This is a genomic window from Virgibacillus litoralis (genome assembly GCF_017873675.1).
Classification (GTDB): Bacteria; Bacillota; Bacilli; order Bacillales; family Amphibacillaceae; genus Lentibacillus; species Lentibacillus litoralis.
Genome location: NZ_JAGGKK010000010.1, coordinates 23,208 through 47,770, shown reverse-complemented (window position 1 = coordinate 47,770; position 24,563 = coordinate 23,208). Strand labels below are relative to the sequence as shown.

Annotated in this window: 26 protein-coding genes; all 26 read right to left on the bottom strand. The window is 36.9% G+C overall.

Features of this window, described 5'->3' with window-relative positions:
* Nucleotides 1-8: 8 nt before the first annotated feature.
* Complete coding sequence (fliL, locus tag J2Z82_RS10010) at nucleotides 9-431, bottom strand: flagellar basal body-associated protein FliL (RefSeq protein WP_092505015.1); 423 nt, start codon at nucleotides 429-431, stop codon at nucleotides 9-11.
* Nucleotides 421-642, bottom strand: coding sequence for a flagellar FlbD family protein (locus J2Z82_RS10005; RefSeq protein WP_209480662.1), 222 nt, complete (start codon nucleotides 640-642; stop codon nucleotides 421-423). Before J2Z82_RS10005 ends, fliL begins: the two co-directional genes overlap by 11 nt.
* 51 nt (nucleotides 643-693) lie before the next feature.
* Nucleotides 694-1,584 carry a flagellar basal body rod protein FlgG gene (flgG, locus tag J2Z82_RS10000; protein ID WP_209480661.1) on the bottom strand — a complete coding sequence of 297 codons (891 nt, stop codon included), beginning with the start codon at nucleotides 1,582-1,584 and terminating at the stop codon, nucleotides 694-696.
* A 125-nt stretch (nucleotides 1,585-1,709) separates the two neighbouring features.
* Nucleotides 1,710-2,075 (bottom strand): TIGR02530 family flagellar biosynthesis protein, encoded by a 366-nt coding sequence (locus J2Z82_RS09995; protein ID WP_209480660.1) that lies wholly within the window; start codon nucleotides 2,073-2,075, stop codon nucleotides 1,710-1,712.
* A 1-nt stretch (nucleotide 2,076) separates the two neighbouring features.
* The gene (gene flgD / locus J2Z82_RS09990; RefSeq protein WP_209480659.1) at nucleotides 2,077-2,577 is read right to left on the bottom strand and encodes a flagellar hook assembly protein FlgD; all 501 of its coding nucleotides are present in this window, start codon (nucleotides 2,575-2,577) and stop codon (nucleotides 2,077-2,079) included.
* A gap of 9 nt (nucleotides 2,578-2,586) precedes the next feature.
* Nucleotides 2,587-3,954, bottom strand: a complete 1,368-nt coding sequence (locus J2Z82_RS19695) for a flagellar hook-length control protein FliK (protein WP_209480658.1) — start codon at nucleotides 3,952-3,954, stop codon at nucleotides 2,587-2,589.
* Between the two features lie 35 nt (nucleotides 3,955-3,989).
* A complete protein-coding gene (locus J2Z82_RS19690; RefSeq protein WP_209480657.1) occupies nucleotides 3,990-4,586 on the bottom strand; it encodes a MotE family protein in 597 nt (198 codons plus the stop codon).
* Between the two features lie 8 nt (nucleotides 4,587-4,594).
* The gene (gene fliJ / locus J2Z82_RS09975; RefSeq protein ID WP_209480656.1) at nucleotides 4,595-5,041 is read right to left on the bottom strand and encodes a flagellar export protein FliJ; all 447 of its coding nucleotides are present in this window, start codon (nucleotides 5,039-5,041) and stop codon (nucleotides 4,595-4,597) included.
* Complete coding sequence (gene fliI, locus J2Z82_RS09970; RefSeq protein WP_209480655.1) at nucleotides 5,041-6,354, bottom strand: flagellar protein export ATPase FliI; 1,314 nt, start codon at nucleotides 6,352-6,354, stop codon at nucleotides 5,041-5,043. The genes fliJ and fliI overlap by 1 nt, the downstream gene beginning before the upstream one ends.
* Nucleotides 6,351-7,115, bottom strand: coding sequence for a flagellar assembly protein FliH (gene fliH / locus J2Z82_RS09965; protein ID WP_209480654.1), 765 nt, complete (start codon nucleotides 7,113-7,115; stop codon nucleotides 6,351-6,353). Before fliH ends, fliI begins: the two co-directional genes overlap by 4 nt.
* Nucleotides 7,108-8,118, bottom strand: a complete 1,011-nt coding sequence (fliG, locus tag J2Z82_RS09960; protein WP_209480653.1) for a flagellar motor switch protein FliG — start codon at nucleotides 8,116-8,118, stop codon at nucleotides 7,108-7,110. Before fliG ends, fliH begins: the two co-directional genes overlap by 8 nt.
* A 14-nt stretch (nucleotides 8,119-8,132) precedes the next feature.
* The gene (gene fliF / locus J2Z82_RS09955; protein WP_209480652.1) at nucleotides 8,133-9,728 is read right to left on the bottom strand and encodes a flagellar basal-body MS-ring/collar protein FliF; all 1,596 of its coding nucleotides are present in this window, start codon (nucleotides 9,726-9,728) and stop codon (nucleotides 8,133-8,135) included.
* Between the two features lie 251 nt (nucleotides 9,729-9,979).
* A complete protein-coding gene (gene fliE / locus J2Z82_RS09950) occupies nucleotides 9,980-10,285 on the bottom strand; it encodes a flagellar hook-basal body complex protein FliE (protein ID WP_209480651.1) in 306 nt (101 codons plus the stop codon).
* 18 nt (nucleotides 10,286-10,303) lie between these two features.
* The gene (flgC, locus tag J2Z82_RS09945) at nucleotides 10,304-10,756 is read right to left on the bottom strand and encodes a flagellar basal body rod protein FlgC (protein WP_092492955.1); all 453 of its coding nucleotides are present in this window, start codon (nucleotides 10,754-10,756) and stop codon (nucleotides 10,304-10,306) included.
* Between the two features lie 2 nt (nucleotides 10,757-10,758).
* A complete protein-coding gene (flgB, locus tag J2Z82_RS09940; protein WP_209480650.1) occupies nucleotides 10,759-11,157 on the bottom strand; it encodes a flagellar basal body rod protein FlgB in 399 nt (132 codons plus the stop codon).
* Between the two features lie 648 nt (nucleotides 11,158-11,805).
* Nucleotides 11,806-12,585, bottom strand: a complete 780-nt coding sequence (gene codY, locus J2Z82_RS09935; RefSeq protein ID WP_092492957.1) for a GTP-sensing pleiotropic transcriptional regulator CodY — start codon at nucleotides 12,583-12,585, stop codon at nucleotides 11,806-11,808.
* A gap of 27 nt (nucleotides 12,586-12,612) precedes the next feature.
* Entirely contained in the window at nucleotides 12,613-14,004 is a 1,392-nt protein-coding gene (gene hslU, locus J2Z82_RS09930) for an ATP-dependent protease ATPase subunit HslU (RefSeq protein WP_209480649.1), read from the bottom strand.
* A gap of 20 nt (nucleotides 14,005-14,024) precedes the next feature.
* Complete coding sequence (hslV, locus tag J2Z82_RS09925) at nucleotides 14,025-14,570, bottom strand: ATP-dependent protease subunit HslV (protein ID WP_342453620.1); 546 nt, start codon at nucleotides 14,568-14,570, stop codon at nucleotides 14,025-14,027.
* Nucleotides 14,560-15,504 (bottom strand): tyrosine recombinase XerC, encoded by a 945-nt coding sequence (gene xerC, locus J2Z82_RS09920; RefSeq protein ID WP_209480648.1) that lies wholly within the window; start codon nucleotides 15,502-15,504, stop codon nucleotides 14,560-14,562. The genes hslV and xerC overlap by 11 nt, the downstream gene beginning before the upstream one ends.
* A gap of 345 nt (nucleotides 15,505-15,849) precedes the next feature.
* Nucleotides 15,850-16,161: a hypothetical protein gene (locus J2Z82_RS09915; protein WP_209480647.1), complete on the bottom strand. Its 312-nt coding sequence runs from the start codon at nucleotides 16,159-16,161 to the stop codon at nucleotides 15,850-15,852.
* A gap of 384 nt (nucleotides 16,162-16,545) precedes the next feature.
* Nucleotides 16,546-18,624: a type I DNA topoisomerase gene (gene topA / locus J2Z82_RS09910; protein ID WP_209480646.1), complete on the bottom strand. Its 2,079-nt coding sequence runs from the start codon at nucleotides 18,622-18,624 to the stop codon at nucleotides 16,546-16,548.
* A gap of 116 nt (nucleotides 18,625-18,740) precedes the next feature.
* A complete protein-coding gene (gene dprA / locus J2Z82_RS09905) occupies nucleotides 18,741-19,634 on the bottom strand; it encodes a DNA-processing protein DprA (RefSeq protein ID WP_209480645.1) in 894 nt (297 codons plus the stop codon).
* Nucleotides 19,635-19,703: 69 nt separating this feature from the next.
* Nucleotides 19,704-20,606: a succinate--CoA ligase subunit alpha gene (sucD, locus tag J2Z82_RS09900; RefSeq protein WP_209480644.1), complete on the bottom strand. Its 903-nt coding sequence runs from the start codon at nucleotides 20,604-20,606 to the stop codon at nucleotides 19,704-19,706.
* Nucleotides 20,607-20,671: 65 nt separating this feature from the next.
* Nucleotides 20,672-21,832: an ADP-forming succinate--CoA ligase subunit beta gene (sucC, locus tag J2Z82_RS09895; protein ID WP_209480643.1), complete on the bottom strand. Its 1,161-nt coding sequence runs from the start codon at nucleotides 21,830-21,832 to the stop codon at nucleotides 20,672-20,674.
* A 294-nt stretch (nucleotides 21,833-22,126) separates the two neighbouring features.
* Nucleotides 22,127-22,408, bottom strand: a complete 282-nt coding sequence (locus J2Z82_RS09890; RefSeq protein WP_209480642.1) for an EscU/YscU/HrcU family type III secretion system export apparatus switch protein — start codon at nucleotides 22,406-22,408, stop codon at nucleotides 22,127-22,129.
* Nucleotides 22,405-24,195, bottom strand: a complete 1,791-nt coding sequence (locus J2Z82_RS09885) for a hypothetical protein (RefSeq protein ID WP_209480641.1) — start codon at nucleotides 24,193-24,195, stop codon at nucleotides 22,405-22,407. The genes J2Z82_RS09890 and J2Z82_RS09885 overlap by 4 nt, the downstream gene beginning before the upstream one ends.
* Nucleotides 24,196-24,563: the final 368 nt, after the last annotated feature.

Sequence of the window (24,563 nt, the reverse complement as noted above, 5' to 3'; positions counted from 1 at the left end):
TTACCTTACTACTGTAATATTTTATTTATTGTATAAACATCTGTAATACTGCCTTCTGTCATTACCTTATTTAATTCTAACTGAACAACATCTTCTAAATTTGATAATCCTGATTTAAAATCTTCTTCATTCATTTTAGCAAGTTCTTTTATTAAGATGTTTTTAAGCTGAAATTCCCTTTTTATAACTTCTTCCTTAGCGTCCTTACTATCCGTTATAATTTGAAACTGAATTCGTACAAAACTGCCATCTTGTAAATCGGTAGTGATCTCAGAGGTTTGATACGAATTTTCTACGATTTCATCAATTGATTGTGCATTGCCATTATTTTTATCACCGGTAAAATTTAAAACTACTATAAGTGCAACTACACCAGCCAACAATAAAATGCTTATAGATGTAACCATCGTTTTCCCTAACCTACCGCTCATTAACATCACCCACTTCTTTAAACCATCCATTTATACCGATTTTTCGATAATAATCTGTTACTAATTGTTGAACCTCAGATTCAGAGTCCTTGACAACTATTTTCTTACCATTCATCAATGTAATCGTCGTATCTGGATGTGATTGAATCTGTTCAATCATAATTGCGTTTAATAGAAAAAGTTCTCCATTCAGTCTAGTAAGCTGAACCATATTTATGGCGGGAGTGCCACCTCATTGATGGACACTCCCTACCTCCCTACATTAACGTTTTAAATTCACCAGTTCTTGAAGAATCTCATCTGATGTTGTAATGATTCTAGTATTAGCCTGGAATCCACGCTGTGCTGTAATCATCTCCGTAAATTCTGAGGCAAGGTCCACATTTGACATTTCAAGTGAACCACTGACTATAGATGCAACTCCATCAGTTTCAGGTTCAGATAATCCGGTATAACCCGCATTCTCCGTATTTAAATACAAGTTACTACCTGCTTTTTGAAGACCGGCTGGATTTGAGAAATTTGCAAGGGCAACTTGCCCGGCAACTTGAGTATTACCATCTGCATCAATATAATTTACAGTACCATTTGTTTGGACACTGAAACTTTGTGCTGTTTCAGGTATTTTTAATACAGAGTTATTGTTTGTATTTATACCGCCATCACCATCTTCTGCATATCCCATTAAGTACAACCCATCTGAATTAACAATGTTACCATTTGTATCTAAATAGAAGTTACCTGCTCGTGTATAAGAAACATTTGATTCGTCCAAATCTATATTACTAATAATGTTTTCCGGATCAAAATCGGTTGCACCAGTTCTTTCCAGGTCACTTGCAACAACAAACATCCCATCACCTTCCAGTGAAAAATCTAGCGGATTATTCGTTGTTTGACGGAAACCTTGTGTATGAATGTTATCAATTGAACCCATTTGTGAACCTAATCCAATCTGTGCCGGGTTAACACCACCACGAGTATCTGTTGCACCTTGTGCACCTGATGACATTTGACTCATCATATCCTGAAACGTTACACGCCCTTTTTTAAATCCTGCAGTATTGACGTTGGCAATATTATTACCAATAACATCCAATTTCGTTTGAAAACCTTTCATTCCAGAAATACCTGCATACATTGAACGTAACATAATTATTTATCCCCTTTATTGGTTTTTATCAAATCCGGATACAGCGACTAATAGAAGTGCATCCGCTATTCGTTTTAGCTGCATCACTCATTCAACAGCTTAATGGCCTCCCAATCGGGTCCAGCCTATTCGTTTATTAGTATTGTGCCATTAATATTGGTGAAAATTTTACTTGTTGCTTCTGCCTTGTTCATTGCTGTTACGACTGTATTGTTCTTAGTACTTACAAGCAATGCGGCGTTATCGGTAACTACTAATGAATCCGTTACACCTTTTTGTTTAGCTTCAGTCATTTTTTCTGAAATGGCTTGCCATTGTGTATCACTTATTGTTATATTTCGTTCACTTAAGCGTTCTTTGGCATGCTTACTGACTTTAGGATGTTGTATTCCTGCTAAAATGTCCTTAAAGCTAGTTGATTCATTCTTTGTATCTGCTTTCTTTACTGGTGGCAATGGCATTGCATGCTGTAATTGATTAATGCGTTCCATATTACTCACTTCCTTCAGGGGCAGGTCCTGTTATATCTTCTCCATCAGTACCACTACCTGAACTGGCATCCGGATCGCTCACCTGTGTAATCGAATCTGCATAAATCTTCTCACCATTCTCAAGCTCCAGCACAGCCCATCCCTCATGCTGACTTACAGCAGTAACATTACTTGTTTCAATATCGAGCTTCTCTCCAGTCTCTTCATCGTAAGCCTGATAAGAAACTTCTTTGCCAATCATGTGACTATTTTTTAATATTGGAGAAACCGTTTGATTTTGTACAAGATTATCAATGGAGTTTGTCATATTCATCATTTGTTCCAGGGATGAAAATGATGCCATTTGAGAAACAAATTCTTGATCCTTCATTGGATTTGTAGGATCCTGATTTTGCAGCTGAGTCATTAAAATTTTCAAAAATTCATCCTTACCTAGATCAGGACTTGGAACCCGCTTTGTTGATTGATTATTTAAATAAAGTGATGGATCTATCGTTGTCATGTTTTTCACCTACACTTTCTCATTCATTAGGATATTTTGAAATTGCGTCTCAAAATCACCTTCACCCTCTTGATCGTCCTGTTCAGAGTGATTGGACTGATCTTGTTCCTGTCCACTATTGTTTTGATCATCTTGTTCACTTTGGTTCGTCTGTGCTTGTTGAGATGATACTTCCTGCTTTTCAACCACTACCTGTTGTGGTGAAAACATGTTTCTCAGTTGATGCATATTCGACTCAAGCATTTCTTTAGCTGCATGAGAAGTAACCATTATTTTAACAGTCATTTCTCCATTTATTTGTGTCAACTTGACCATCATGTCACCAAGGTTCTCCGGCCGTAATGTGATATTTAACTGTGATGTCCCATTTTGCATTGTTAAGAATTTGCTTGATTTCATAACTTTTTGGAACTGTTCTATTAGTTGTTTGTCTACTGGTCTGTTACTTTGATTCTGATTCATATGAATAACGTATTGTTCAACCTTTGATAATGGAATCGATGATGTCATTGACATGGATTGCTGTCCGGATATTTTATCACTATTTGCTTGACTTCTTATTGCATGCTGCAACCATTTTGCCACATCATTACTAGTTACTTTCGCATCAGAATTATACTGTTGTTTGGAAACAAGCTGATTTCTCTTTTGAAAAGATTGTAAGAGTTCTTTCCAAATTCCCTGTTCTTTACTTTCGCTCTTAAATGATTCTTGTGATATTACTGTTTGTTTCATATTTTGGTTTTTCTCTAGTGCTGCCCATTGTTCCAGCAACTTTAGTAAAGCCGGAGCTGCTTTAGAAGCACTTTTCTGATCTGTTACCTGTGAAAGTAACTTCTCAGCTTTCGCGAACAATGCTTCAAATTGCTTTTGAAGATTTTTATCGCTTATGATTGGTGACTGTTCTATAAATGCGAGTAATGACGCTGCTTTTACTTCTGCTTTACTATCCTGATCTGATGTAAGTTTTTTCACTGCACCTTCCAGCATTTGCATTACTTGTGCTTTTAATGTTCCACCTTCATCACCCATTTCAATACTGTTAATTGTATCTTCCAGTATTTGCATTGCTTGCTCTTTGGATAATGGACCATTTTTACTAGAACTAATGCTATTAAAAGCTTGTTCTAACATTAGTGTTGCTTCTTCTTTTGATGCAGCATTGTTTAACAGCTTTTGAACATCACTTGTATTCATCAGCATATTAACGATAGACATTTCATCCTGTGAGTTATCCTCGCCGGTTGTTCCCGTTCTTGATCCTGACAATAGATTTTGAAATACAGATTGTTTGTCTGGTGTACCCTTGCTGGAATTTCGCTCCAATGCTCCCCGTGTTTGCATTACCTGTTGAAAAATTGTTCCGATCGCATTCACTTTCTCACCCCCTTTCAAATTAAGTCGCTTAAGAATTAATTCGTTACAAATAATTGAGTCAACTCTGCAGCCAAATCAGGTTCCATTTCTTCAAAGATTCGCCCACGTACATCATTAGGTAATTTCTTCAGTATTCCTACTGCTAAATCTTGCTCCATACTTTCAATAATTAATGCTGCCTGTTCACTATCCATTTCTTTAAAAGATGACGAAATCGCCTTAATGGAATCCTTCCCTGATTCAGCCTCATCATCAGAAGTTTCTGATTGACTCTTATTCTCATTGGAATTACTGTTCTCAAGTTTGATAATCTCCTGCTCCAATTGTCCGACGGTAGACTCGAGATTGGATACTTTCTGATTCAGTTGTGATATTTTCTCATCTTTAGTTGCAATAATATTCTTCGTCTTCTGTTCTTCTCGCTGTTCATTCTTCTCTTTATCCGTCGTAATCATAGAAGATACTACTGGAATACTATTTCCAGTACTTTTCGCCCAACCAATAACATCAACACCAGCAACTGTAAATATAATTATTGTTAAAGTTACCGCAACAATAAATGGAATTATAATGGCAAAAAAGAACCATAGAATTGGATTCGTTTTATTTTGTTGTTTTTTATTATCCTTCACCATTCTTCTCACCTAATTTTCCGGCTAAAATACTGCTGCATAGAAATTTCATCCATTTGAGCATTTTCATTCTTCTTCGTAAGCTCTTCATCTGCCTTATGCCTGTGTTCAATTATTTTTTCGAATTTCTTCACTTCTACGAACGCATTGGTTAGTTTTTCATGGTTATTGTCCATTTCATTTCTTGCTTTTTGTACATCATGCTGAAGTTTGACAATTTGGTTATTCAATATTTCTATATACCCTACTTGCTCTTTAATTTTATCTATTGGTGTGGTCTGATTCAGATAGCCTTCATATGATTCCTCAGCTACTTCTTTTTTTCTTAGCAGATTGTACAACTGTGTAGCTATTTCCTCAAAGAAATCAATGGATTGCTGATATGCTTTTTGTGCATCCCTCTTTTCACTTTCACGTACATTTAATATTTTGGATAATGCAACTGTTTCTGCCATCAAATCCCTCCATTAAGCAACTTTTGCAGCTGGTTAATTGATTCTTCAAGCGTATGATATTCAAAAACTTCTTGCTTTAAAAATTCCTGTATCTTTGGGTGGTATGATATTGCCTTATCGATTTCCTGATTTGTTCCCCGCTTATAAGCACCAATTTGAATCAATTCGTTATTCTCTTCATAAGTAGCCATTAATGTCCTTATTTTTTGAGCAGCATCTAAATGTTGTTTACTAGAAACCTGGTTCATTACTCTACTAATCGATTTTAATATATTAATAGCAGGAAAGTGACCTTGTTCAGCTAAGTTTCTATCTAATACGAAATGGCCATCCAGTATACCCCTAACCGTGTCAGCAATTGGTTCATTCATATCATCACCATCTACCAGAACAGTATAGAATGCCGTTATCGTTCCATTTTTACTTGTGCCTGTTCGTTCCAATAGTTTAGGCAATGCAGCAAATACAGACGGGGTATACCCTTTTGTTGTAGGCGGCTCTCCAGTTGCTAAACCAACTTCTCTTTGTGCCATTGCAACCCTTGTTACGGAATCCATCATCAGATTAACTTGAAATCCCAAATCTCGGAAATACTCACTAATTGCTGTTGCAGTATATGCACCTTTTATTCGCATTAAGGCTGGCTGATCAGATGTTGCTACCACTACAATAGACTTTTTTAACCCTTCATCTCCAAGATCGTTCTCAATAAACTCTCGAACTTCCCTGCCTCGCTCACCAATTAAACCAATCACATTTATATCTGCGCTGCTATTACGAGCTATCATGCCAAGTAAAGTACTTTTACCAACTCCACTACCTGCAAATATCCCTATTCTCTGTCCTTTACCTACCGTTAATAATGAATCTATTGACTTAACCCCTACTTGAATTGGCTCAGATATGGGTGCACGTGATAGTGGGTTTGGTGGTGATTGTTCCGTTAAATAACTTGATAATCCTTTTGGTAGTTTAGAATCATCCAAACACCTGCCAAGCGAATCAACTACTTTACCGATTAAACCGCGACCAATTTTCACTGACAATGCTTCACCTGTTGACTCTACTAAACATCCTGGGCCTATTTCCGTTACCTGTGCATATGGCATAAGAATAATTTTTTCATTGTTAAAACCAACTACTTCAGACATAACTGGTTTTTTATTAGACGAGCTATGAATCAGACAAACTTCACCGATATTTGCGTCAGGACCTTGTGATTCAATCATGAGCCCCACAACCCGCAATACTTTCCCATATCGTTTTAATGTGTCTGCCTGATCTATTGCTTCGAAAAATTTTGTTGTTATCATTCGTCACTCTCCATATTGACCTCATATAATACTTCACGCAGTTCCTGGAGCTGTACATCTATACTGGCGTCAATTCGTCCAAAGGGATGTTCAATCAAACAACTATCTTCTTTTAATTGGTCATTAATATAGAAAGATACATTTAAATCCTTATCAACAAGTTGGACAATTTCATCTTTTTGCTTCATCACCAGCTCATAATTATTTGGGTGTAAATATATTGAAAGCTCAGACTGGTCTTTTATCTCTTTAATAGCTGTATTAACAATCTGGATGAACGATTCAGGATTCTCATTTAATTCTTTTTTGATAATCTTTTCTGCAACATGGATGGCTAACTCTAATATTGTTTCATCGCTTTGATCAATTGTAGAATGATAATCTTTTGTTGCTGATTCAACAATCTTATTAGCATTTGTCAGTAATTCCTTATATTGGTCCTGTCCCTCTTGTTTACCAAGTTCAAAGCCTTTTTTATATCCTTCATCCTGAGCCTGTTTAATGTACTTTTCTCTTTCGATTTCCCAATTTTCTTTAGCTTTCTCAATTTCAGCATTAGTTTGTTGCACCAAGATCGCTTGTTGTTCTTGTATTTGCTTGAGGCTATCGTGTGCCAAATCAATTTCCGATTGTATACTTTTCCGGTCATCTTCTAAACTAGCAGAAGCGTGAACGCTGTCTTGATTATTTAACTCAATCGGCTTCACTTTTATAAGTTTCTCTTTCATTATGCGTGATTGGTTTGAAAAAATATTAGACAATGATATCGTCACCTCCACCACGGGCTATGACAATTTCGCCAATTTCCTCCAAGCGACGTATGGCGCCGACAATTCTGGTTTGTGCTTCTTCCACATCTCGTAATCTGACTGGCCCCATATACTCCATTTCCTCTTTAAATGTCTCTGCCATCCTTTGAGACATATTGTTAAAGACTATATCCTTTACTTCATCACTAGCAACCTTAAGTGAAAGACGCAAATCTTCATTTTCAACTTCCCGAATAACACGTTGAATTGCACGATTATCCAGTACAACAATATCCTCAAATACAAACATGCGTTTTTTAATCTCTTCAGCCAACTCAGGGTCCTGGATTTCAAGTGCATCCAAAATTGTTCTTTCGGTACTCCTATCAACACCGTTTAATACTTCAACAACGGCTGCAATACCACCAGTTTGCGTATAGTCCTCAGTTAATGAGGAAGATATTTTCCGTTCTAATACCTGCTCTACCTGACTTATAATCTCAGGTGAAGTTGAATCCATTGTTGCAATACGCTTAGCAATTTCTGCCTGCATTTCCTGTGGTAACTCAGATAATATTTGTCCTGATTGCTCCGGATCTAAGTAGGATAATACAAGTGCGATAGTTTGCGGGTGTTCATGTTGAATAAAATTTAATACTTGCTGCGGATCTGCTTTACGGGCAAAATCAAATGGCCTGACTTGTAATGATGATGTAAGGCGTTCAATGATGTTAGTTGCCTCACTCTGCCCAAAGGCTTTTTCCAGCACAGATTTTGCATACCCAATTCCGCCTTGCGTAATATAATCCTGTGCCAAAGCAATTTGGTGAAATTGATCAAGAACATCTTCTTTCGTATTCGATTCCACTTTTTTAACCGAAGAAATTTCCAAACTCAATTTTTCTATTTCTTCTTCTGATAAATGCTTGTAAACTTGTGCAGATACGTCTGGACCCAAGGAGATTAAGAGAATAGCCGCTTTTTGTTTACCTGTGAGAGTAGATTGTTTTGCCATTTTAAAGTACCTCCTTAATCATCCGAAATCCAGCTTCGTAAAAGTTTAGCAAATTCTTCTGGTTTATCTTTAGCCATTTTCTCTAATTGTTTTTTACGTACTACCGATTCTGAGTCCTGTTCATTACCTATTTCTGGTAACTCTTCACTCGTTTGAGTTCCTACTGTCTCTTCTACTATTTCCTCTTCCTCCGTATTACGGTTCCGAACTAACAAGAAGATTAATAAAATTATAATAGCTAATAATATCCCGCCTGCTATATACATCCATAATGGAATAACTGGGGTAGTTGGTTGTGCTGTATCAGCACTTTCACTGAATTCCTGGAACACGATGGATGTTTTTTCTTCGGGCTGAATCTCCCCATATTCTCCATCTATCGATGTACTGATGATAGAATTTAAAATTGATGCCATTCCAGCAGAAACTGTTTCTTGTTCCTGGTTCGATAAATATTGAATTTCATCACCATTTTTGCTTTTCACTTCATCAACCGCTACTTGAATACCTAAATCACGAATTTTATAGGGACTTTCAACAATCTCTTTACGAATACGGTTATATTCATTATTTACCGTCTCTTTAGAAAGTTCATAGTCACCATCTTCCCCTTCTTCAGTTGCCTCATAGTTAGGTATGTCTTCTTCACCAGTTCCACCAGTTCCACCGACCGGGGGATTACCTGTATAGGTTTCCTGAATACTTTCAATACTTATCGGTACACCTTCCATATTTTCTACATCTACTGGCTCAATTAGTTCTTCAACCCGGTTTTCCTGTCTGAAGTCAACATCAGCTGTTACAGAAACAATAACATTCTCCATACCAACCATCGCTCCAAGCATCTGCTGAAGTCTTCGTCTTATATCACGTTCTATATCTTGCTTAACATCCTGCTGATATGTATATGTATCCTTATTAGCAACACCATTTTGTGTATTCCTGTCGAAGTATTCGAAATACTGATTCATAATAACGATATCTTCAGAAGGCAGATTAGGAACAGCTTTTGCTACTAAGTGATATAATGATTCAATTTGGTTACCTTTAAATTGATAGCCAGGTTGTGTATTTATCACTATAGAAGCACTTGCATCCTGTGCAGATTCGCTAACAAAAACAGGCTCTTCAGGCATATTGATCATGACTTTTGCATCTTCAATACCTTCTACACCTTTTATTAAATTAGCTAATTCCGTTTGCATAGCATCCAGTTTTATCATGCTGAATTCGTTATCTGTAATACCCCAGGAAGCATTTTCACTGAAAAAAGAGTAATCAATATTACCACTATTGGGAATTCCTTGACCAGCAAGATCAACAAGCAGTGAATTCACACTACTTTCAGGTACTGTAATGGTTGTGCCTCCACTTTCCAGTTCATAAGGAACGCCTCTTGCATCTAATTCAGTTTTTATTTGTCCGACTTCTTGTAAAGATAGGTTATTATATAAAGGAACTAGCTTAGAATCAGATGTAAACAGTATTATTGCTAGAATCAAAGCAACAACTATTGCAGCAGAACCTATAAATATTCCCTTTTGACCTTTAGTACGTCTGGTCCAAAAAGATTTAGCTGTATCTTTGAATTTCAATAATTTTTCCTTCATATATTCCCCCGCCAAATTCCAGTTTCTATTTAATAGCTATCTCTGAATTCTATAGCAACTATTAGGACCTCATAAAAATCGTTTGAATATTTCTATAGTATAATGAGCGAAAAAATATTAGAAAACTTCGCTTAACGCTAAGAAGTTTCTCAGAAAGCGTTTTTGTTTTCTTAGAGTCCTTATACTTTGTGGTTTCTTAAATGCTCAGCAAAATCAGTTGCTCTTATAACAGTTGCTATTAGATATTTTCTTTATATCTGCATGCGCATAATTTCTTTATAAGCATCAATTACTTTACGTTGTACTTGTACAGAGGTCTCCAACGTAATGCTTGCTTTTTGTGCTGTGATCATAACATTATGTAAATCATCTATTTCTCCATTTGCCATTGCCTCAGTTTTCGAATTCGAAGCAACTTGTGTATCGTTTACTTGTTCAATTGCTGCTTTTAACGAATTTGCGAAATTACTCTGTGCCTCACCTGGTGAAATTGACGGCTTACCTGCTCCTGAATTGGTAATTGCAGGCTGAGTTACTCCATTTACTAAAGGGTTCATATAATAGCTCCTTAGTTTTTATTTTCCGATTTCCAGTGCTTTTAACAACATGTTTTTACTTGCATTCATTGATGTGATATTCGCTTCATACGATCTGGTTGTACTCATTAAATCTACCATTTCTTTTAATGGGTCCACATTCGGCATTTCTACATAACCAGCTTCATCAGCATCAGGATGATTGGGATTATAAACAACCTTAAATGGCTCATCATCTTCTGTAATTTCTGATACTTTCACTCCAGAACCCTGGTCTGATGAATTAGTTGCCTTATGTAAGAAAGATTTGAAATTTTGTCCGTTAGGTTCCATAACAACCATTTTTCTTCGATAAGGTTCATATTCACCATTTTCATTCATTGTGGCCCTGGTTGTTTGAGCATTAGCAATATTCGAAGAAACAACATCCATCCGAAGTCTTTGCGCTGTTAGTGCACTTGCACTTGTGTTAATTGCATTAAATATTGACATAATTATCTCCCTCCTCTAATTACCGTTTGAAGACTGCTGAATTTACCATTCATTCGGTCAACCAAACTTCGATAATAGATTTGATTTTTAGCTAAGTCGGACATTTCTTTGTCTATGTCAACGTTATTCCCATTGTGGTTATACATGGAATTCTTGTCCGTAAATGTTTGAAAAGATTGGTTAGAATTCACATTGTTAAATGGTATATGTTTTGGATGTGTTCGCTTTGTTTCAAATGATGTATTTAATTCTTCATTTAACACATTTTTAAATGCAACGTCTTTTGACTTATAATTAGGTGTGTCGACATTTGCAATATTGTTTGAAATAGTTCGGTTTTTAGCCGATGCATAATTTAGGGAGTTTTCAAGTTTTTGGAATGTACCACCAAATAATTCCATTGCCATTCCTCCTAATTTTTTATAAAAAGACGGACATAAACTATTTTATGTATACGAACATTGTAATTTATATCAGATTTAAAGTCTATCACATTTCGACAATTTTCTCTTTGGGAAAAATAAATAGTTAAATTTATCTAGGACTATTCGCATGTAAAATATACTTTTTCTTACAAAAATTGATATGAAATGTTAATTTTTATGAAATAATTACCTCTAAAAAATTTTTTCAGAGTTAAAAGCGCAAGCGCCTAATCAGTGCAGTATGGACTATGCTCAGCACTGCGGGTGGGTCGACGTTGCCGCGCAAAGCGGCGGTCTTAGTCGATCTTCCTCTTCCCTGATAAAGGATACACGAAGAGCATAAGCTGCCCCACAGGACGTGGGGTAGTTCGACGTTGCCACAGGATATGGTGGTTTTAGTCGAACATCCTTTATTTCTTATCGTAGACACGGGGAGGGAAGTCTACTAGGTGCTGTGCGCTGGCCTGTGAGAACGCCACGCCCTGTGGCGTCACCGGCACTAGTACATCCGAGCTGGACATGGCTGATTCTTGAGTCCAGTTATACACAGCACTTAAAATTTATAGTTTCCTACACAATAAAAAAACGGTTATCCCAAGGATAACCGTTTTTTTTATGAATATTTTATCTTGAACGTAATTTTTCCAATTCTACGAGGAATTTGCTGTTTAATACTTTAATGTAAGTACCCTTCATTCCAAGTGAGCGTGACTCAATTACACCAGCACTCTCGAGCTTTCTTAAAGCATTAACAATGACTGATCTGGTAATTCCAACTCTGTCTGCAATTTTACTTGCAACCAGCAGTCCTTCGTTACCATTTAATTCTTCAAAAATATGATCTATCGCTTCTAATTCACTATAGGATAGAGAACTAATTGCCATTTGAACTACTGCTTTACTTCTAGCTTCAACTTCAATTTCTTCTGTTTTTTCATGCAAAATTTCCATACCTACTACAGTTGACCCATATTCAGCAAGAAGTAAATCATCATCACTGAAACTATCATTTAATCTGCTTAATATAAGCGTACCCAGACGCTCTCCTCCACCGATTATCGGAACAATTGTAGTTAAGCCACTACCGAACAATTCACGATTTTCTACCGGGAATGCAGTATAAGGGCTATCAATATCAAGGTTTGCAGTAGTTTCATGAATATTGAATAATCCATCTGTATATTCCTCAGGAAATTGCCTTTCTTCCAGCATAGATTTCATACGTTCATTCTCGATTTCCTGGTTAATTGCAAACCCTAACAACTTTCCTCGTCTGCTCAAGATAAAAATATTACCTTTGATTACATCTCTTAAGGATGCAGACATCTCATTAAAGTTCACCGATTTCCCTGTTGCTTTTTGTAGCATAGCGTTAATTTTTCTTGCGCGATCTAAAAGTTCCATAATGATCCTCCATTTCGTTAATTCGATTTATAGAATAAATTGACTTAAATCTTTGTTTTTAACAATATTGCTTAACTTTTTATCGACATATTCTTTCGTAATATCAATAGTTTCCATATTAATATCCGGAGCTTCAAACGATAAATCTTCTAAAAGCTTTTCCAAGATGGTGTGGAGTCTTCTTGCACCAATATTATCTGTATCCTGATTAACTTGATAGGCAATTTCTGCCAGTCTATTTATAGCTTCGTCCGTAAAAACAACATTTATACCTTCAGTTTTAATCAATGCAGTATATTGTTTTAACAAAGCATTTGAGGGTTCTTTCAAAATTCGCTTAAAATCTTCAACAGTTAGCTTTTCAAGTTCTACTCTGATTGGAAATCTTCCTTGCAATTCAGGTATTAAATCAGAAGGTTTTGCCATGTGAAATGCACCTGCAGCAATAAAAAGCATGTGATCCGTCTTCACAGGACCATGTTTTGTTACTACAGTAGATCCTTCAACAATAGGTAAAATATCGCGCTGTACCCCTTCTCTTGAAACATTTGCAGAATTATCTTGTTTCGCTGCAACCTTATCAATTTCATCGATAAATATTATGCCTGATTGCTCGGCACGATGAACAGCCTCTTGCCCAGCCTCTTCCATGTCAACCAGCTTATGTGCTTCTTGCTGTGTTAAAATTTTTCTTGCTTCAGAAACGGGAAGTTTACGTTTTTTCTTTTTCTTAGGCATAAATTGACCTAAAGCATCTTGCATATTTGTACCCATTTGCTCCATTCCTGAACCCTGAAGCATATCAAACATTGATGGTGGTACTTCTTCAATTTCAATTGTTACTAGATTATCCTCTAACTCCCCAAGAGATAACTGATTTTCTACCCGCTTACGTTTATTCTTAATTTCTTCATCTTTTGGTGCATTTTCACCTTCATCATTCTCTTCCTCAGCCGAGAATAACATTTCAAACGGATTTTTCATACTATTTTGCTTTTTTGCTTGTGGTACCAGTAATTGAACAAGCTTTTTATTAGCTTCATTCTCTGCTTTGTCCATTACCTCACTCATCTTTTCTTCCTTAACCATCCGCATAGACATTTCAACCAGGTCACGAATCATCGATTCAACATCACGACCAACGTAACCAACTTCAGTAAACTTCGTTGCCTCTACTTTTACAAAAGGTGCACTAACTAATTTAGCCAGTCTTCGAGCAATTTCAGTTTTTCCTATTCCAGTTGGTCCAATCATTAAGATATTTTTCGGCACTATTTCCTCTTTAATATCCTCATCAAGCTTCATTCTGCGGTATCGGTTCCTTAATGCCACAGCAACCGACTTTTTTGCATTATCCTGACCAATTATATACTTATCTAACTGACCCACAATTTGTTTTGGCGTAAAATCAATACTCATTATTCACGAAGGCCTCCTCATTAATCAAGTACCTCTAATGTAATATGGTCATTTGTATAGACACATATTTCACCCGCTACTTCCAACGCTGCTTTAGCAATCTCTTTTGCTGTTAAACTTCCTGAATATCTCACTAAAGCTCTCCCAGCACTTAATGCATAGTTTCCACCAGAACCTATTGCAAGTATACCATCGTCAGGTTCAATGACTTCTCCAGTGCCAGACACAAGAAACATGTTCTCTTTATTCATAACAATTAGCATAGCCTCTAATTTACGAAGAACTTTGTCACTACGCCATTCTTTTGCTAATTCTACAGAAGCTCTGGCAAGATTACCATCATATGCTTCAAGCTTTCCCTCAAATTTCTCAAATAAAGTGAAAGCATCCGCAACAGACCCTGCAAACCCGGCTAACACCTGGCCATTAAATAATGTACGAACTTTTTTTGCTTTATGTTTCATGACAACAGCATTTCCCAATGTAACCTGCCCATCGCCACTCATTGCACATTGGTCACCATGCTTAATAGCAAAAATCGTTGTAGCATGCATTTCAGCTGCCACTATCATCACCTCTTTGATCTGAATATTTATCATTTGCTCTTGGATGACTATTCATATATACATTACGCAAACGATCCTTTGTTACATGTGTATATATTTGAGTAGCTGATAAATTTTCGTGCCCTAATAATTCCTGAACTGTACGAAGATCAGCACCCTCATTCAACATATGTGTTGCAAATGTATGACGCAGCTTATGTGGGTTAACATGTACCGTTAATGCTGCTTTTTCAACTATTTTATTGAGAATTAGTCGCATTCCTCTTGAAGTCAGCGGAGCACCTCTAGCATTGAGAAAAACTGAGTTTGTAGAACTATTAGCTTTATCTAAAAGTTTATTCCTTCCATCATTTATGTAAGTATCCAATGCAACTTCTGCAAATCGCCCAAACGGTATATATCGTTCTTTTCTACCTTTCCCCTTTATAAACATTGTACCAATAGTGAAATCAATATCTTCCAATAACATCCCTTGACACTCACTTACTCGTATACCCGTTGCATAAAGTGTCTCAATTATTGCTTGATTTCGCTGTCCAATAGGATCGGACAAATCATTCACTTCGAATAACTTTTCCAATTCCTCCATATAAAGAAAACTGGGTATTGGTTTAGAAGCCTTGGGAAGAGTCACATTAACGAATGGATTACCAGTCACTTGATTTTCACGTTCCAAAAATTTATAAAAACTTCTTATGCTGGAAATTTTCCTTGATACAGATCTCCTGCTCAACTTTCGGTCGTATAAAATTGTTAGAAACAAGCGAATCTCCTGATAATTAACTTCTTGAAGATTTTCAATTCCCTCCTGGTATAAAAAAGCGAAAAAAGTTTCCAAATCATTTAGATAGTATTTGACAGTGTATTGCGAAGCGTTCTTCTCTATCTGTAAATACTCAATAAAGGCCTCACTGAATTTTTTAAATTGAGTCAATTTTTCACCTCTGTTCAAACAGCGAATAAATCATATCACAGAATAATAGGGAAAGCAATAAACTTAACTAAATTGTAACAAAATTCTGAATTGAACTCAATGCCGTTCATTGTAATAAGATAAGGTTACCCAATTTAACGAACCTTAAGGGGTAACCTACGTCTGTCAAGTAAATAATCTTACCAATGCGTAATTATATCTTTTTCATATTCAATAGTCAACAATCAAGAATTGAATTATTTAAAAAACTTGGCATATTGTAAAAGGAGTTTTCTATGAAAGGTGTTTTACTGACTTAGAACTATGGCGTGCGAGACTTAATGACAAATTTATTAACTTTTACACTCAAAATAATCCTAACTGATTTATTTTATTTTTCGTATCATTTGTACCTAATTCATATAAACGACGGTAAATTTTAATCAGATGATCATCATAATTCCTTCGTTCATCATCAGCTCCCCACTCATCAAATGGTTTTCCTAAATATTCCGTTGCTTTTCGACCATCCTTACTTTTTTTAATAAATAATTGTTGTATTTCTTTAACTTCATCAGGGCTGGCCATAATTTCATATTCAATGCTGCTATCAGGAACTGACACTTCGCGTATTTCTTCTGTATCCACAGCCACAAAGTAAGTTTTTTGTTCCTTCATGTTAATAACCTCCCTGTTTATTCATCTTTCCCCTATTCATTAAATTAAAAACCTGCATTTTATACAGTAAGAAAGTACTACTTAAATGAAACAAAAGCGCAACCGCAATTCAGCGCCGTATGGACTGTGCTCAGCGCTGCGGGTAGATCGACTTTGCCACAGGATGTGGTGGTTTTAGTTGAACATCCTTTATTTCTTTTCGTAGACACGGGAAGGGAAATCCACTAAGAGCTAGGCACTTGCTAGTGAGAACGCCACGTCCTGTGGCGTCACCAGCACTAGCGTCCAGTACGTCGGAGCTGGACGTGGCTGATTCGAGAGTCTAGTTATCCACTGCACTTAAGTTTTCTAAATAACAAAAAAACTACTCGTGAGAACGAGTAGTTAATTTTGTATACTTTCTTTATAATCACAATTTACACATTGTATTCGAGTTTCTTTTTTACTTTTCTTTTCAACAAGCAATGATTCGCATTTTGGGCATGGTCTTGAAATTGGTTTATCCCATGAGACAAAGTCACAATCAGGAAAACGATCACACCCGTAAAATGTTCTCTTTTTCTTTGACTTACGTTCAACCACATTTCCTTCTTCACACTTAGGACATTTAACACCAATTTCTTTTAATATCGGTTTTGTGTTCCGGCACTCTGGGAAATTTGAACAGGCTAGAAACTTGCCATATCTCCCCATCTTGTAAACCATTTCATGCCCGCAATTTTCGCAGTCTATACCTGCTGGTTCATCTCTTATTTCTATTTTTTCCATTTCTTGTTCTGCTTTTTCCAGGCGTTTGTGGAAATCCGAGTAAAATGTATCGAGTATTTGAACCCATTCTGTTTTTCCTTCTTCAATGGAATCAAGATCATCTTCCATCTTAACAGTAAAATCAATATCGATAATTTCCGGGAAAAATTCTTCTAAGATATCTGTTACAATACCACCTAATTCTGTTGGAATAAAACGTTTATTATCAATACTTACATACCCGCGACGCTGAATTGTATCCAATGTAGGCGCAAATGTCGATGGTCGTCCAATGCCTTGCTCTTCCATTGTTCTAACAAGTCGTGCTTCCGTATATCTTGGTGGTGGCTGTGTAAAATGCTGGTTTGGTGTAATTTCTGTTGCATCAACAACCATACCTTCCTTAAGATCAGGCAAGAACTTGTTTTCATCCTTCTTCTTATCGTCTGTACCTTCCACATAGACCTTCATAAAACCTTTAAATTTAACTTTGGATCCAGTTGCCCGAAACTCGACTCCATTATTTAGCATATGAACAGTCATGGTATCCATAATAGCCGGAGCCATTTGACTTGCTAGAAAGCGTTCCCAGATCAGTTTGTACAGACGGTACTGGTCTCTTGACAAAACGGGCTTCATTGTTTTTGGATCACGTAAAGCTGATGTAGGTCTGACGGCCTCGTGAGCATCCTGGGCCCCCTCTTGTTTCTTAGCCTTACTTTGGTTACCCAAATACTCTTTACCGTATTGTTCTTCTATATATCCTTTAGCCTCTTGTTTGGCAGTCTCAGAAATTCGGGTTGAGTCTGTACGCATATATGTGATTAAACCGGTTATTCCCCCAGATTTTTTTCCTAGATCAATACCTTCATATAATTGCTGTGCAACCATCATTGTCTTCTTTGCACGAAAGTTAAGCTTACGTGCAGCTTCCTGTTGTAACGAAGATGTTGTAAAGGGATTAGCTGGGTTTCGCTTGCGTTCACGTTTATTTACTTTATCAACCGAGAACTTTTTATCATCCATTTTTTCGATAATGGATTTAACATCCTGTTCTGTTTTCAATTCCTTCTTCTTGTTGTCAACTCCATAAAATGATCCTTCGAAAACTTCTTTATCTTTGAGGAAATTAGCCTCGATAGACCAGTACTCCTCAGGTTTAAAGTTCTCAATTTCCCTTTCTCGATCAATAATCATTTTAACTGCTACCGATTGTACTCGACCGGCGCTCAAACCTTTTTTAACCTTCTTCCATAACAAAGGACTTATGTTATAGCCAACAAGACGGTCAAGAATTCGCCTTGCTTGTTGGGCATCAACCAAATCATTATTGATTGTTCGTGGGTTTTTAAATGATTCCTTAATTGCATCTTTTGTAATTTCATTAAAAACAACACGGCACTGTGAGTTCTCATCAACATTTAAACTGTGCGCTAAATGCCAGGCAATTGCTTCTCCCTCTCTGTCGGGGTCAGCTGCTAGATAGACTTTTTTTGCTTTTTTTGCGGCAGATTTTAATTCTTTTAGCACATCGCCTTTACCGCGAATAGTAATATACTTTGGTTTAAACTTATCGTCTACATCCACAGCCATTTGACTTTTTGGTAAATCTCTAACATGTCCCATGGATGCTTTTACTTTATATTTCTTTCCTAAATAACGTTCGATCGTTTTCGCTTTTGCAGGCGATTCCACGATCACGAGGTAATCTGACATTTATTTTCCTCCCAAAATGAGGTTATTATTAAATAAATTGGAAATCTTCACTAATATTAAATAGTTACCATACATTTGTCAAACATGTACAGGTAACCATAAGCTTGAACTACGACTCAAATAACCCAATTTGGCATTATTCTATCCCAATCTTCTAGGATATCATCAGCTTCCTGTACTAATTTTGCACCATCCTGAATCATTTTATGGCACCCTTCAGTCTGTTTCAATAATGGAGACCCAGGAACCGCATAAACCTCTCTTCCTTGGTCTAAAGCCTGGTCAACTGTAATCAGGGTACCGCTCTTTTTAGTAGCCTCAATCACTAGTGTACCGAAACTTAAACCGCTTATAATTCTATTTCTCTCCGGAAAGTAAAACCGTTCTGGCGGTGAATCAGGAGTGTACTCAGAAAGTAGCAAGCCATTTTTAGCAATTTGATTAAAAAGAACTGTATTCTGTTTAGGATATATATGCTTAAATCCACTACCCAGGACTGCAATTGTCTTTCCATTATTTTGCAATGCCAGCTGATGTGCAAAACTATCGATCCCTGTAGCCATACCACTAACAATTACCCAGTTTCTCTGAATTAACGGCAGAACATATTTCTCCATTTTTAATTTGGCTTCTCTGGATGGTTTTCGTGTCCCAATTACACTCAGAATTGGATTTTTGTGCAATAAATCTGTATCACCAATGGCATATAGTACCAGTGGCGCGTCTTTAATAGTTTTTAACACAAAAGGATAGTTTTCGTCAACTACTGTTATCACTTTATATGAATTTAAGTCACTTATAAGCTGGGTCTTTAATTCGTGGTTACGAAGGTCTGAATGAAATAAAACAGCATTTTTATGGGGTAATGAAAAAAATTGGCTGACTTGCGTTGAATTAAGTGAGTAGATGCTTTTTAATGTAGGATCATAGCGGATAAATTTTCGAATGGTTTTTCGTGTAACACCCCGACATCGGTGCAAATGAATTAATCGCTTACGAACTAATTCCAATAGATCACTTCCTTACTTATATAGGAGGAACCCAGAAGCAATATCACCTCAGGGTTCCATACATTTTAATTAATGTGTTTTACATTTGTCTTGAAGATTTTTTTCTTTTAATACGCTAATCATGGTTTCACCCATTACTGCTGGTGTCTCAGCAACTTTAATACCACAATCGTTCATGACACGTATCTTCTCATCTGCTGTACCTTTACCACCAGAGATAATCGCACCAGCGTGACCCATACGCTTTCCTGGAGGTGCGGTAGCGCCACCGATAAAACCTACTACTGGCTTGGTCATGTTTGCTTTAACCCACTCAGCAGCTTCTTCTTCAGCAGTTCCGCCGATTTCACCAATCATAACTACTGCTTCTGTATCAGGATCATCATTAAATGCTTTTAATACATCAATGAAATCTGTACCATTCACTGGATCTCCACCAATACCAACAGCAGAAGATTGTCCATATCCGTTTTCCGATAATTGATGCACTGCTTCATATGTTAATGTTCCAGAACGTGAAACAACTCCGATATGTCCTTTCTTATGAATATAACCTGGCATAATACCAATTTTACATTCTTCCGGTGTAATGACACCTGGGCAGTTAGGACCTACAAGGCGTGTCTTTTTACCTTCCATGTACCGTTTCACTTTGACCATATCCATAACAGGAATATGCTCCGTAATACAGATAGCAAGGTCTAATTCCGCATCTACCGCTTCCAGAATTGCATCTGCAGCAAATGGGGCTGGCACATAAATGACAGAAGCAGTAGCTCCTGTTTTTTCAACCGCATCCTGTACTGTATTAAATACAGGAACCCCTTCTACTTCTGTACCGCCTTTTTTCGGTGTCACACCGCCAACGATTTTTGTACCATATTCAAGCATTTGTTTTGTATGAAATTTTGCTGTACCACCAGTAATACCTTGGACAATTACTTTAGTATCTTTATTTACATATACACTCATTTTCGTCCGTCCTTTCTGCACAAAATACAATCATTTTTTCTATAACAGTTGCCTCCGCTTTGAACCTACTTTACCATGGAGACGATTTTTTCAGCGCCATCAGCCATTGACCCCGCTGATGTAATGTTTAAGCCAGATTCATCGAGGATCTGCTTGCCTAACTTAACGTTTGTTCCTTCCAAACGTACTACAAGCGGAATTTCCAATCCTACTTGTTTAGTCGCTTCTACAACACCTTCAGCAATAACATCACACTTCATAATACCGCCAAAGATGTTAACAAAAATACCTTTTACATTGGAATCGGACAAAATGATTTTAAATGCTTCTGTAACCTTTTCAGCTGTTGCACCGCCCCCAACGTCAAGGAAGTTAGCGGGGTCGCCGCCGTAATGTTTGATGATGTCCATAGTAGACATAGCAAGCCCTGCACCATTAACCATACAACCAATGTTACCATCTAATGATACATAACTTAGGTCATATTTGGATGCATCAATTTCCTTCTCATCTTCTTCATCCAAATCACGTAACTCAAGGATGTCTTTTTGACGAAACATTGCATTATCATCAAAGTTTAATTTGGAATCTAATGCAAGAACCTGTCCATCACCAGTAGTAACAAGCGGGTTAATTTCAGCGATAGAGCAATCTTTGTCTACAAATGCAGTATAAAGACTCATCATAAACTTCGCTGCCTTACCAATTAATTCATCTGGAATATTTATATTAAATGCTAGTCTCCGAGCTTGGTAACCTGAAAGTCCCACTACTGGATCAATAATTTCCTTGAAAATTTTCTCCGGTGTTTCTGCAGCAACTTCCTCAATTTCTGTACCGCCTTCTTCTGATGCCATCATAACAACACGAGAAGTAGCACGATCCATTACTAGTCCAACATAATATTCTTTTTGAATATCACAGCCTTCCTCGATAAGAAGACGCTTGACTTCTTTACCTTCTGGACCAGTTTGGTGCGTAACTAATGTTTTGCCTAAAATTTCATTTGCGTATGTACGCACTTCATCCAAGTTTTTCGCAATTTTCACACCGCCGGCTTTACCCCGACCACCTGCGTGGATTTGTGCTTTAACTACTTTTACGGAACTATCGAGTTTTTCCGCAGCTTCAACTGCTTCGTCTACCGTATATGCAACATGTCCATTTGGAACATTTACACCATAGCTTCGCAAAATATCTTTGCCTTGATACTCATGAATGTTCATCTTTCATCCTCCCATCAAAATTCACTGCATTCCTATTGTATAAAAAAACAACAAATTTCACAACAATAAGTGATTATTAGACAAAATTGACAGAAACTGACCTGAGATGTACCGAGAGTGCTCAGCATTGTAGGTAGTCTGAGTGATAAAGGAAATCGACTTTTTTCACGAACACAAACTACCTTTCATTATTATAATCGAATATCAATCGAAAAAAGTGTCATAATATTTTATTAAAATATATGACACTTTTTATGGTCGGCAAACGATTGTATTTATAAGATAAGTATTTAACTAATTTTTGTTAGAATTTGCTGCATTTTGGTCTGTTTTGTAGACAAATGCGAACACTTCAGCAACTGCTTGATACAATTCTTCAGGAATAGTTTCATTTATGTTAAGTTCTGCCAAAAGCTCAACTAATGAGGAATCTTCTTGAACAGGAACATTATTTTCCTTGGCTTTTTCTATAATACTTTCTGCTATGAGTCCTTTTCCAGTTGCAATTACTTTTGGTGCATGCTCATGATCCTGGTCATACCTTAATGCTGCGGCTTTATTTCTTTTTTCAGTCATACCCAATAATCCACTCCTTGATAGGAATTCTGATACGCTGTTTTGAGCTTATCATTATCTGTGTGGTTGTTTTCATGAATTGGCTTAATAGTAATAGTTGAAAGCTTATAGTTTAATGACTCCAGTCCTTCTTTCAGTATCGGTTTAAGGGCAGTTGAATAATCAGCGATTTCACCTTGATCATTATATATGGTTATAGCTACAGCACGTTTTTGAATATTCATGTCAATAATGGTTTCTTTTAAATGCGCTAGTTCCAAATAAAATATTATTCGACAAAAATCAGGGTTTATTTTCCCGTTCTCAGACTTTTTACCCTCGAAATCTAGTTGCATATCATTAGGTAAATCTAATTTTTCAGCCGGAATTTGTAAGCTTGCTTGAAGAAAATTGGTTGTGTCATTTACTGACTGTATTTGCATTCCATTTATAAAATTCAACAATTGCTGTGAGCGATCATGAACCGTTCCATCAGATTGCTGCAGGATTTGCATAAGCATCGATTTAATTGTAGCTGTTTGCTGTTGTCCCATATTATTGGCAAGCTGATTCTCATAGTTCAGTCCAGTAAATCGTAAAACTTGTTGTAATTGACCTAAAAATTGTTCTTTTGGAGAAGAATTAAGAAATGATTCACCTAGTTTCATCGTTGTTAATACACTATCAATGTCTGCGTAAGTATCATTACTTGCCATAGTTCGTAGTACATTAAGGAGTTGACGCAATTGGGCTGGACTATTCTCTAAAAACTTAGTTAGCTGCTGCTGTTGTGTATCTGAGAGAAGAGGCATTACCGTCTTGGTCAGCTGCTGTTTTAGTAGGGAAAATTCCTGCCAAGGCAATTTAGTATTGTTTGTAGCTGCAGTTTCAACAGAATGTCCAAAGCTTTGAATAATTGCCCTTGAAGCAGCCCTAATACTAGTACTATTACTACTCATTTGCTCCAATACCCGAGTTATTTCCATATTGTTTAGTTTAAAGGGGAGCTTCGTATTGTTCCCTGAAGCAAGATTATCCTGCTTAACAAAAGCGGCCCATTCAGACTTCCAAGTGGGAAAATCTACACTTGCTATAACAGCCCCAGAACTCTTTAACACATTAAAAAGTTGTTGATTATTATTACTAGCTTGACTGATAATTTGCTTAACAATTTGATTAGATGGCCTCTCCGTCATTTGGCTTAATCGATTTATCAAATGCTGATGGAGTTTAGTTTGGTTGGGATCTTGTCTTAACTGCTGCAATAATGACTTCATTTGTTCTGTCATTCCGCTCGTGTTTTTTGCAGCAGCTAATGCCCGATAAACCGAATCTGTTATCGGTAATCTTGTAGCGATCATTTCCTTCGCTATTTGGTGAGCCTGAGATTTGTTTCTGGCACCATCCAATAGCTGGAATGCCTTTTGAAATTGTTCTTTTGAAAATGGTATCTTTTCACTAATTAAAGACTGTATGAGTGCAATGTTTGACTTAGTCGCATTCAATCCTAGCTGTCGCATCAAACTCATCATATTTACATTAGCCTGATTCTTTAATTGTTCTCCAATCACTTTTAAATGAATAACATTATCTGATGCTTGCACCTGAAAATGGTATTTTCCACCAACTGACAAGGAAGCTTCTAATTGAGCAATCATTTTTTGTGTTCCAAGCTGAATTTGTGCTTTATTGTTCGGGAATAATTTAACAATTTTTCCTTGAACAATTTGCCCTGGTCTTAAGGATTGCGTAGAATTAGAAACCTGAGATGAAGTTATTCGCTGTCCTGCTAAATTTTGAATACTCATAGAAAGCTCCCCTCTATCAATCAATTAAGCTCATTTCGTAAAACATACAGCTATTTAAACCGTCGCAGTTGATATAAACTGTGACGTACTTTATAAAAATTTTGAGTGCTATGATGGTGCTCCGGAAATACACTTCGCTAGGCTTTACTCACTGATTCAAAAAAATAAATGCATGTTGTGATGATTTAAACAAGATTTTAGACCATCTAAACCAGCAGATGGAATATGCGAGATTCCTGTGGGACAGCGAACCAAAGAGACCCCATAGGGAGCGATACTCGCGATCGAGGCAGACTAAGTACGCCACGTCCTGTGGCGACGTCTGCACTAGCACGTCCTATGCGTCGAAGGCTCGTGGTGAGCCCACG

What these genes read in the sequence shown, in the direction of transcription:
- J2Z82_RS10005 (WP_209480662.1), bottom strand. Translation starts at nt 642, where the DNA reads ATGGTTCAGCTTACTAGACTGAATGGAGAACTTTTTCTATTAAACGCA.
- flgB (WP_209480650.1), bottom strand. Translation starts at nt 11,157, where the DNA reads ATGGAATTATTTGGTGGTACATTCCAAAAACTTGAAAACTCCCTAAAT.
- fliE (WP_209480651.1), bottom strand. Translation starts at nt 10,285, where the DNA reads ATGAACCCTTTAGTAAATGGAGTAACTCAGCCTGCAATTACCAATTCA.
- J2Z82_RS09915 (WP_209480647.1), bottom strand. Translation starts at nt 16,161, where the DNA reads ATGAAGGAACAAAAAACTTACTTTGTGGCTGTGGATACAGAAGAAATA.
- flgD (WP_209480659.1), bottom strand. Translation starts at nt 2,577, where the DNA reads ATGACAACGATAGATCCATCACTTTATTTAAATAATCAATCAACAAAG.
- topA (WP_209480646.1), bottom strand. Translation starts at nt 18,624, where the DNA reads ATGTCAGATTACCTCGTGATCGTGGAATCGCCTGCAAAAGCGAAAACG.
- J2Z82_RS09995 (WP_209480660.1), bottom strand. Translation starts at nt 2,075, where the DNA reads ATGGAACGCATTAATCAATTACAGCATGCAATGCCATTGCCACCAGTA.
- J2Z82_RS09890 (WP_209480642.1), bottom strand. Translation starts at nt 22,408, where the DNA reads ATGACTGAAAAAAGAAATAAAGCCGCAGCATTAAGGTATGACCAGGAT.
- sucC (WP_209480643.1), bottom strand. Translation starts at nt 21,832, where the DNA reads ATGAACATTCATGAGTATCAAGGCAAAGATATTTTGCGAAGCTATGGT.
- J2Z82_RS09885 (WP_209480641.1), bottom strand. Translation starts at nt 24,195, where the DNA reads ATGAGTATTCAAAATTTAGCAGGACAGCGAATAACTTCATCTCAGGTT.
- flgC (WP_092492955.1), bottom strand. Translation starts at nt 10,756, where the DNA reads ATGTCAATATTTAATGCAATTAACACAAGTGCAAGTGCACTAACAGCG.
- flgG (WP_209480661.1), bottom strand. Translation starts at nt 1,584, where the DNA reads ATGTTACGTTCAATGTATGCAGGTATTTCTGGAATGAAAGGTTTTCAA.
- fliJ (WP_209480656.1), bottom strand. Translation starts at nt 5,041, where the DNA reads ATGGCAGAAACAGTTGCATTATCCAAAATATTAAATGTACGTGAAAGT.
- fliF (WP_209480652.1), bottom strand. Translation starts at nt 9,728, where the DNA reads ATGAAGGAAAAATTATTGAAATTCAAAGATACAGCTAAATCTTTTTGG.
- fliG (WP_209480653.1), bottom strand. Translation starts at nt 8,118, where the DNA reads ATGGCAAAACAATCTACTCTCACAGGTAAACAAAAAGCGGCTATTCTC.
- fliL (WP_092505015.1), bottom strand. Translation starts at nt 431, where the DNA reads ATGAGCGGTAGGTTAGGGAAAACGATGGTTACATCTATAAGCATTTTA.
- fliI (WP_209480655.1), bottom strand. Translation starts at nt 6,354, where the DNA reads ATGATAACAACAAAATTTTTCGAAGCAATAGATCAGGCAGACACATTA.
- sucD (WP_209480644.1), bottom strand. Translation starts at nt 20,606, where the DNA reads ATGAGTGTATATGTAAATAAAGATACTAAAGTAATTGTCCAAGGTATT.
- hslU (WP_209480649.1), bottom strand. Translation starts at nt 14,004, where the DNA reads ATGAGTATTGATTTTACGCCAAAACAAATTGTGGGTCAGTTAGATAAG.
- codY (WP_092492957.1), bottom strand. Translation starts at nt 12,585, where the DNA reads ATGGAACTTTTAGATCGCGCAAGAAAAATTAACGCTATGCTACAAAAA.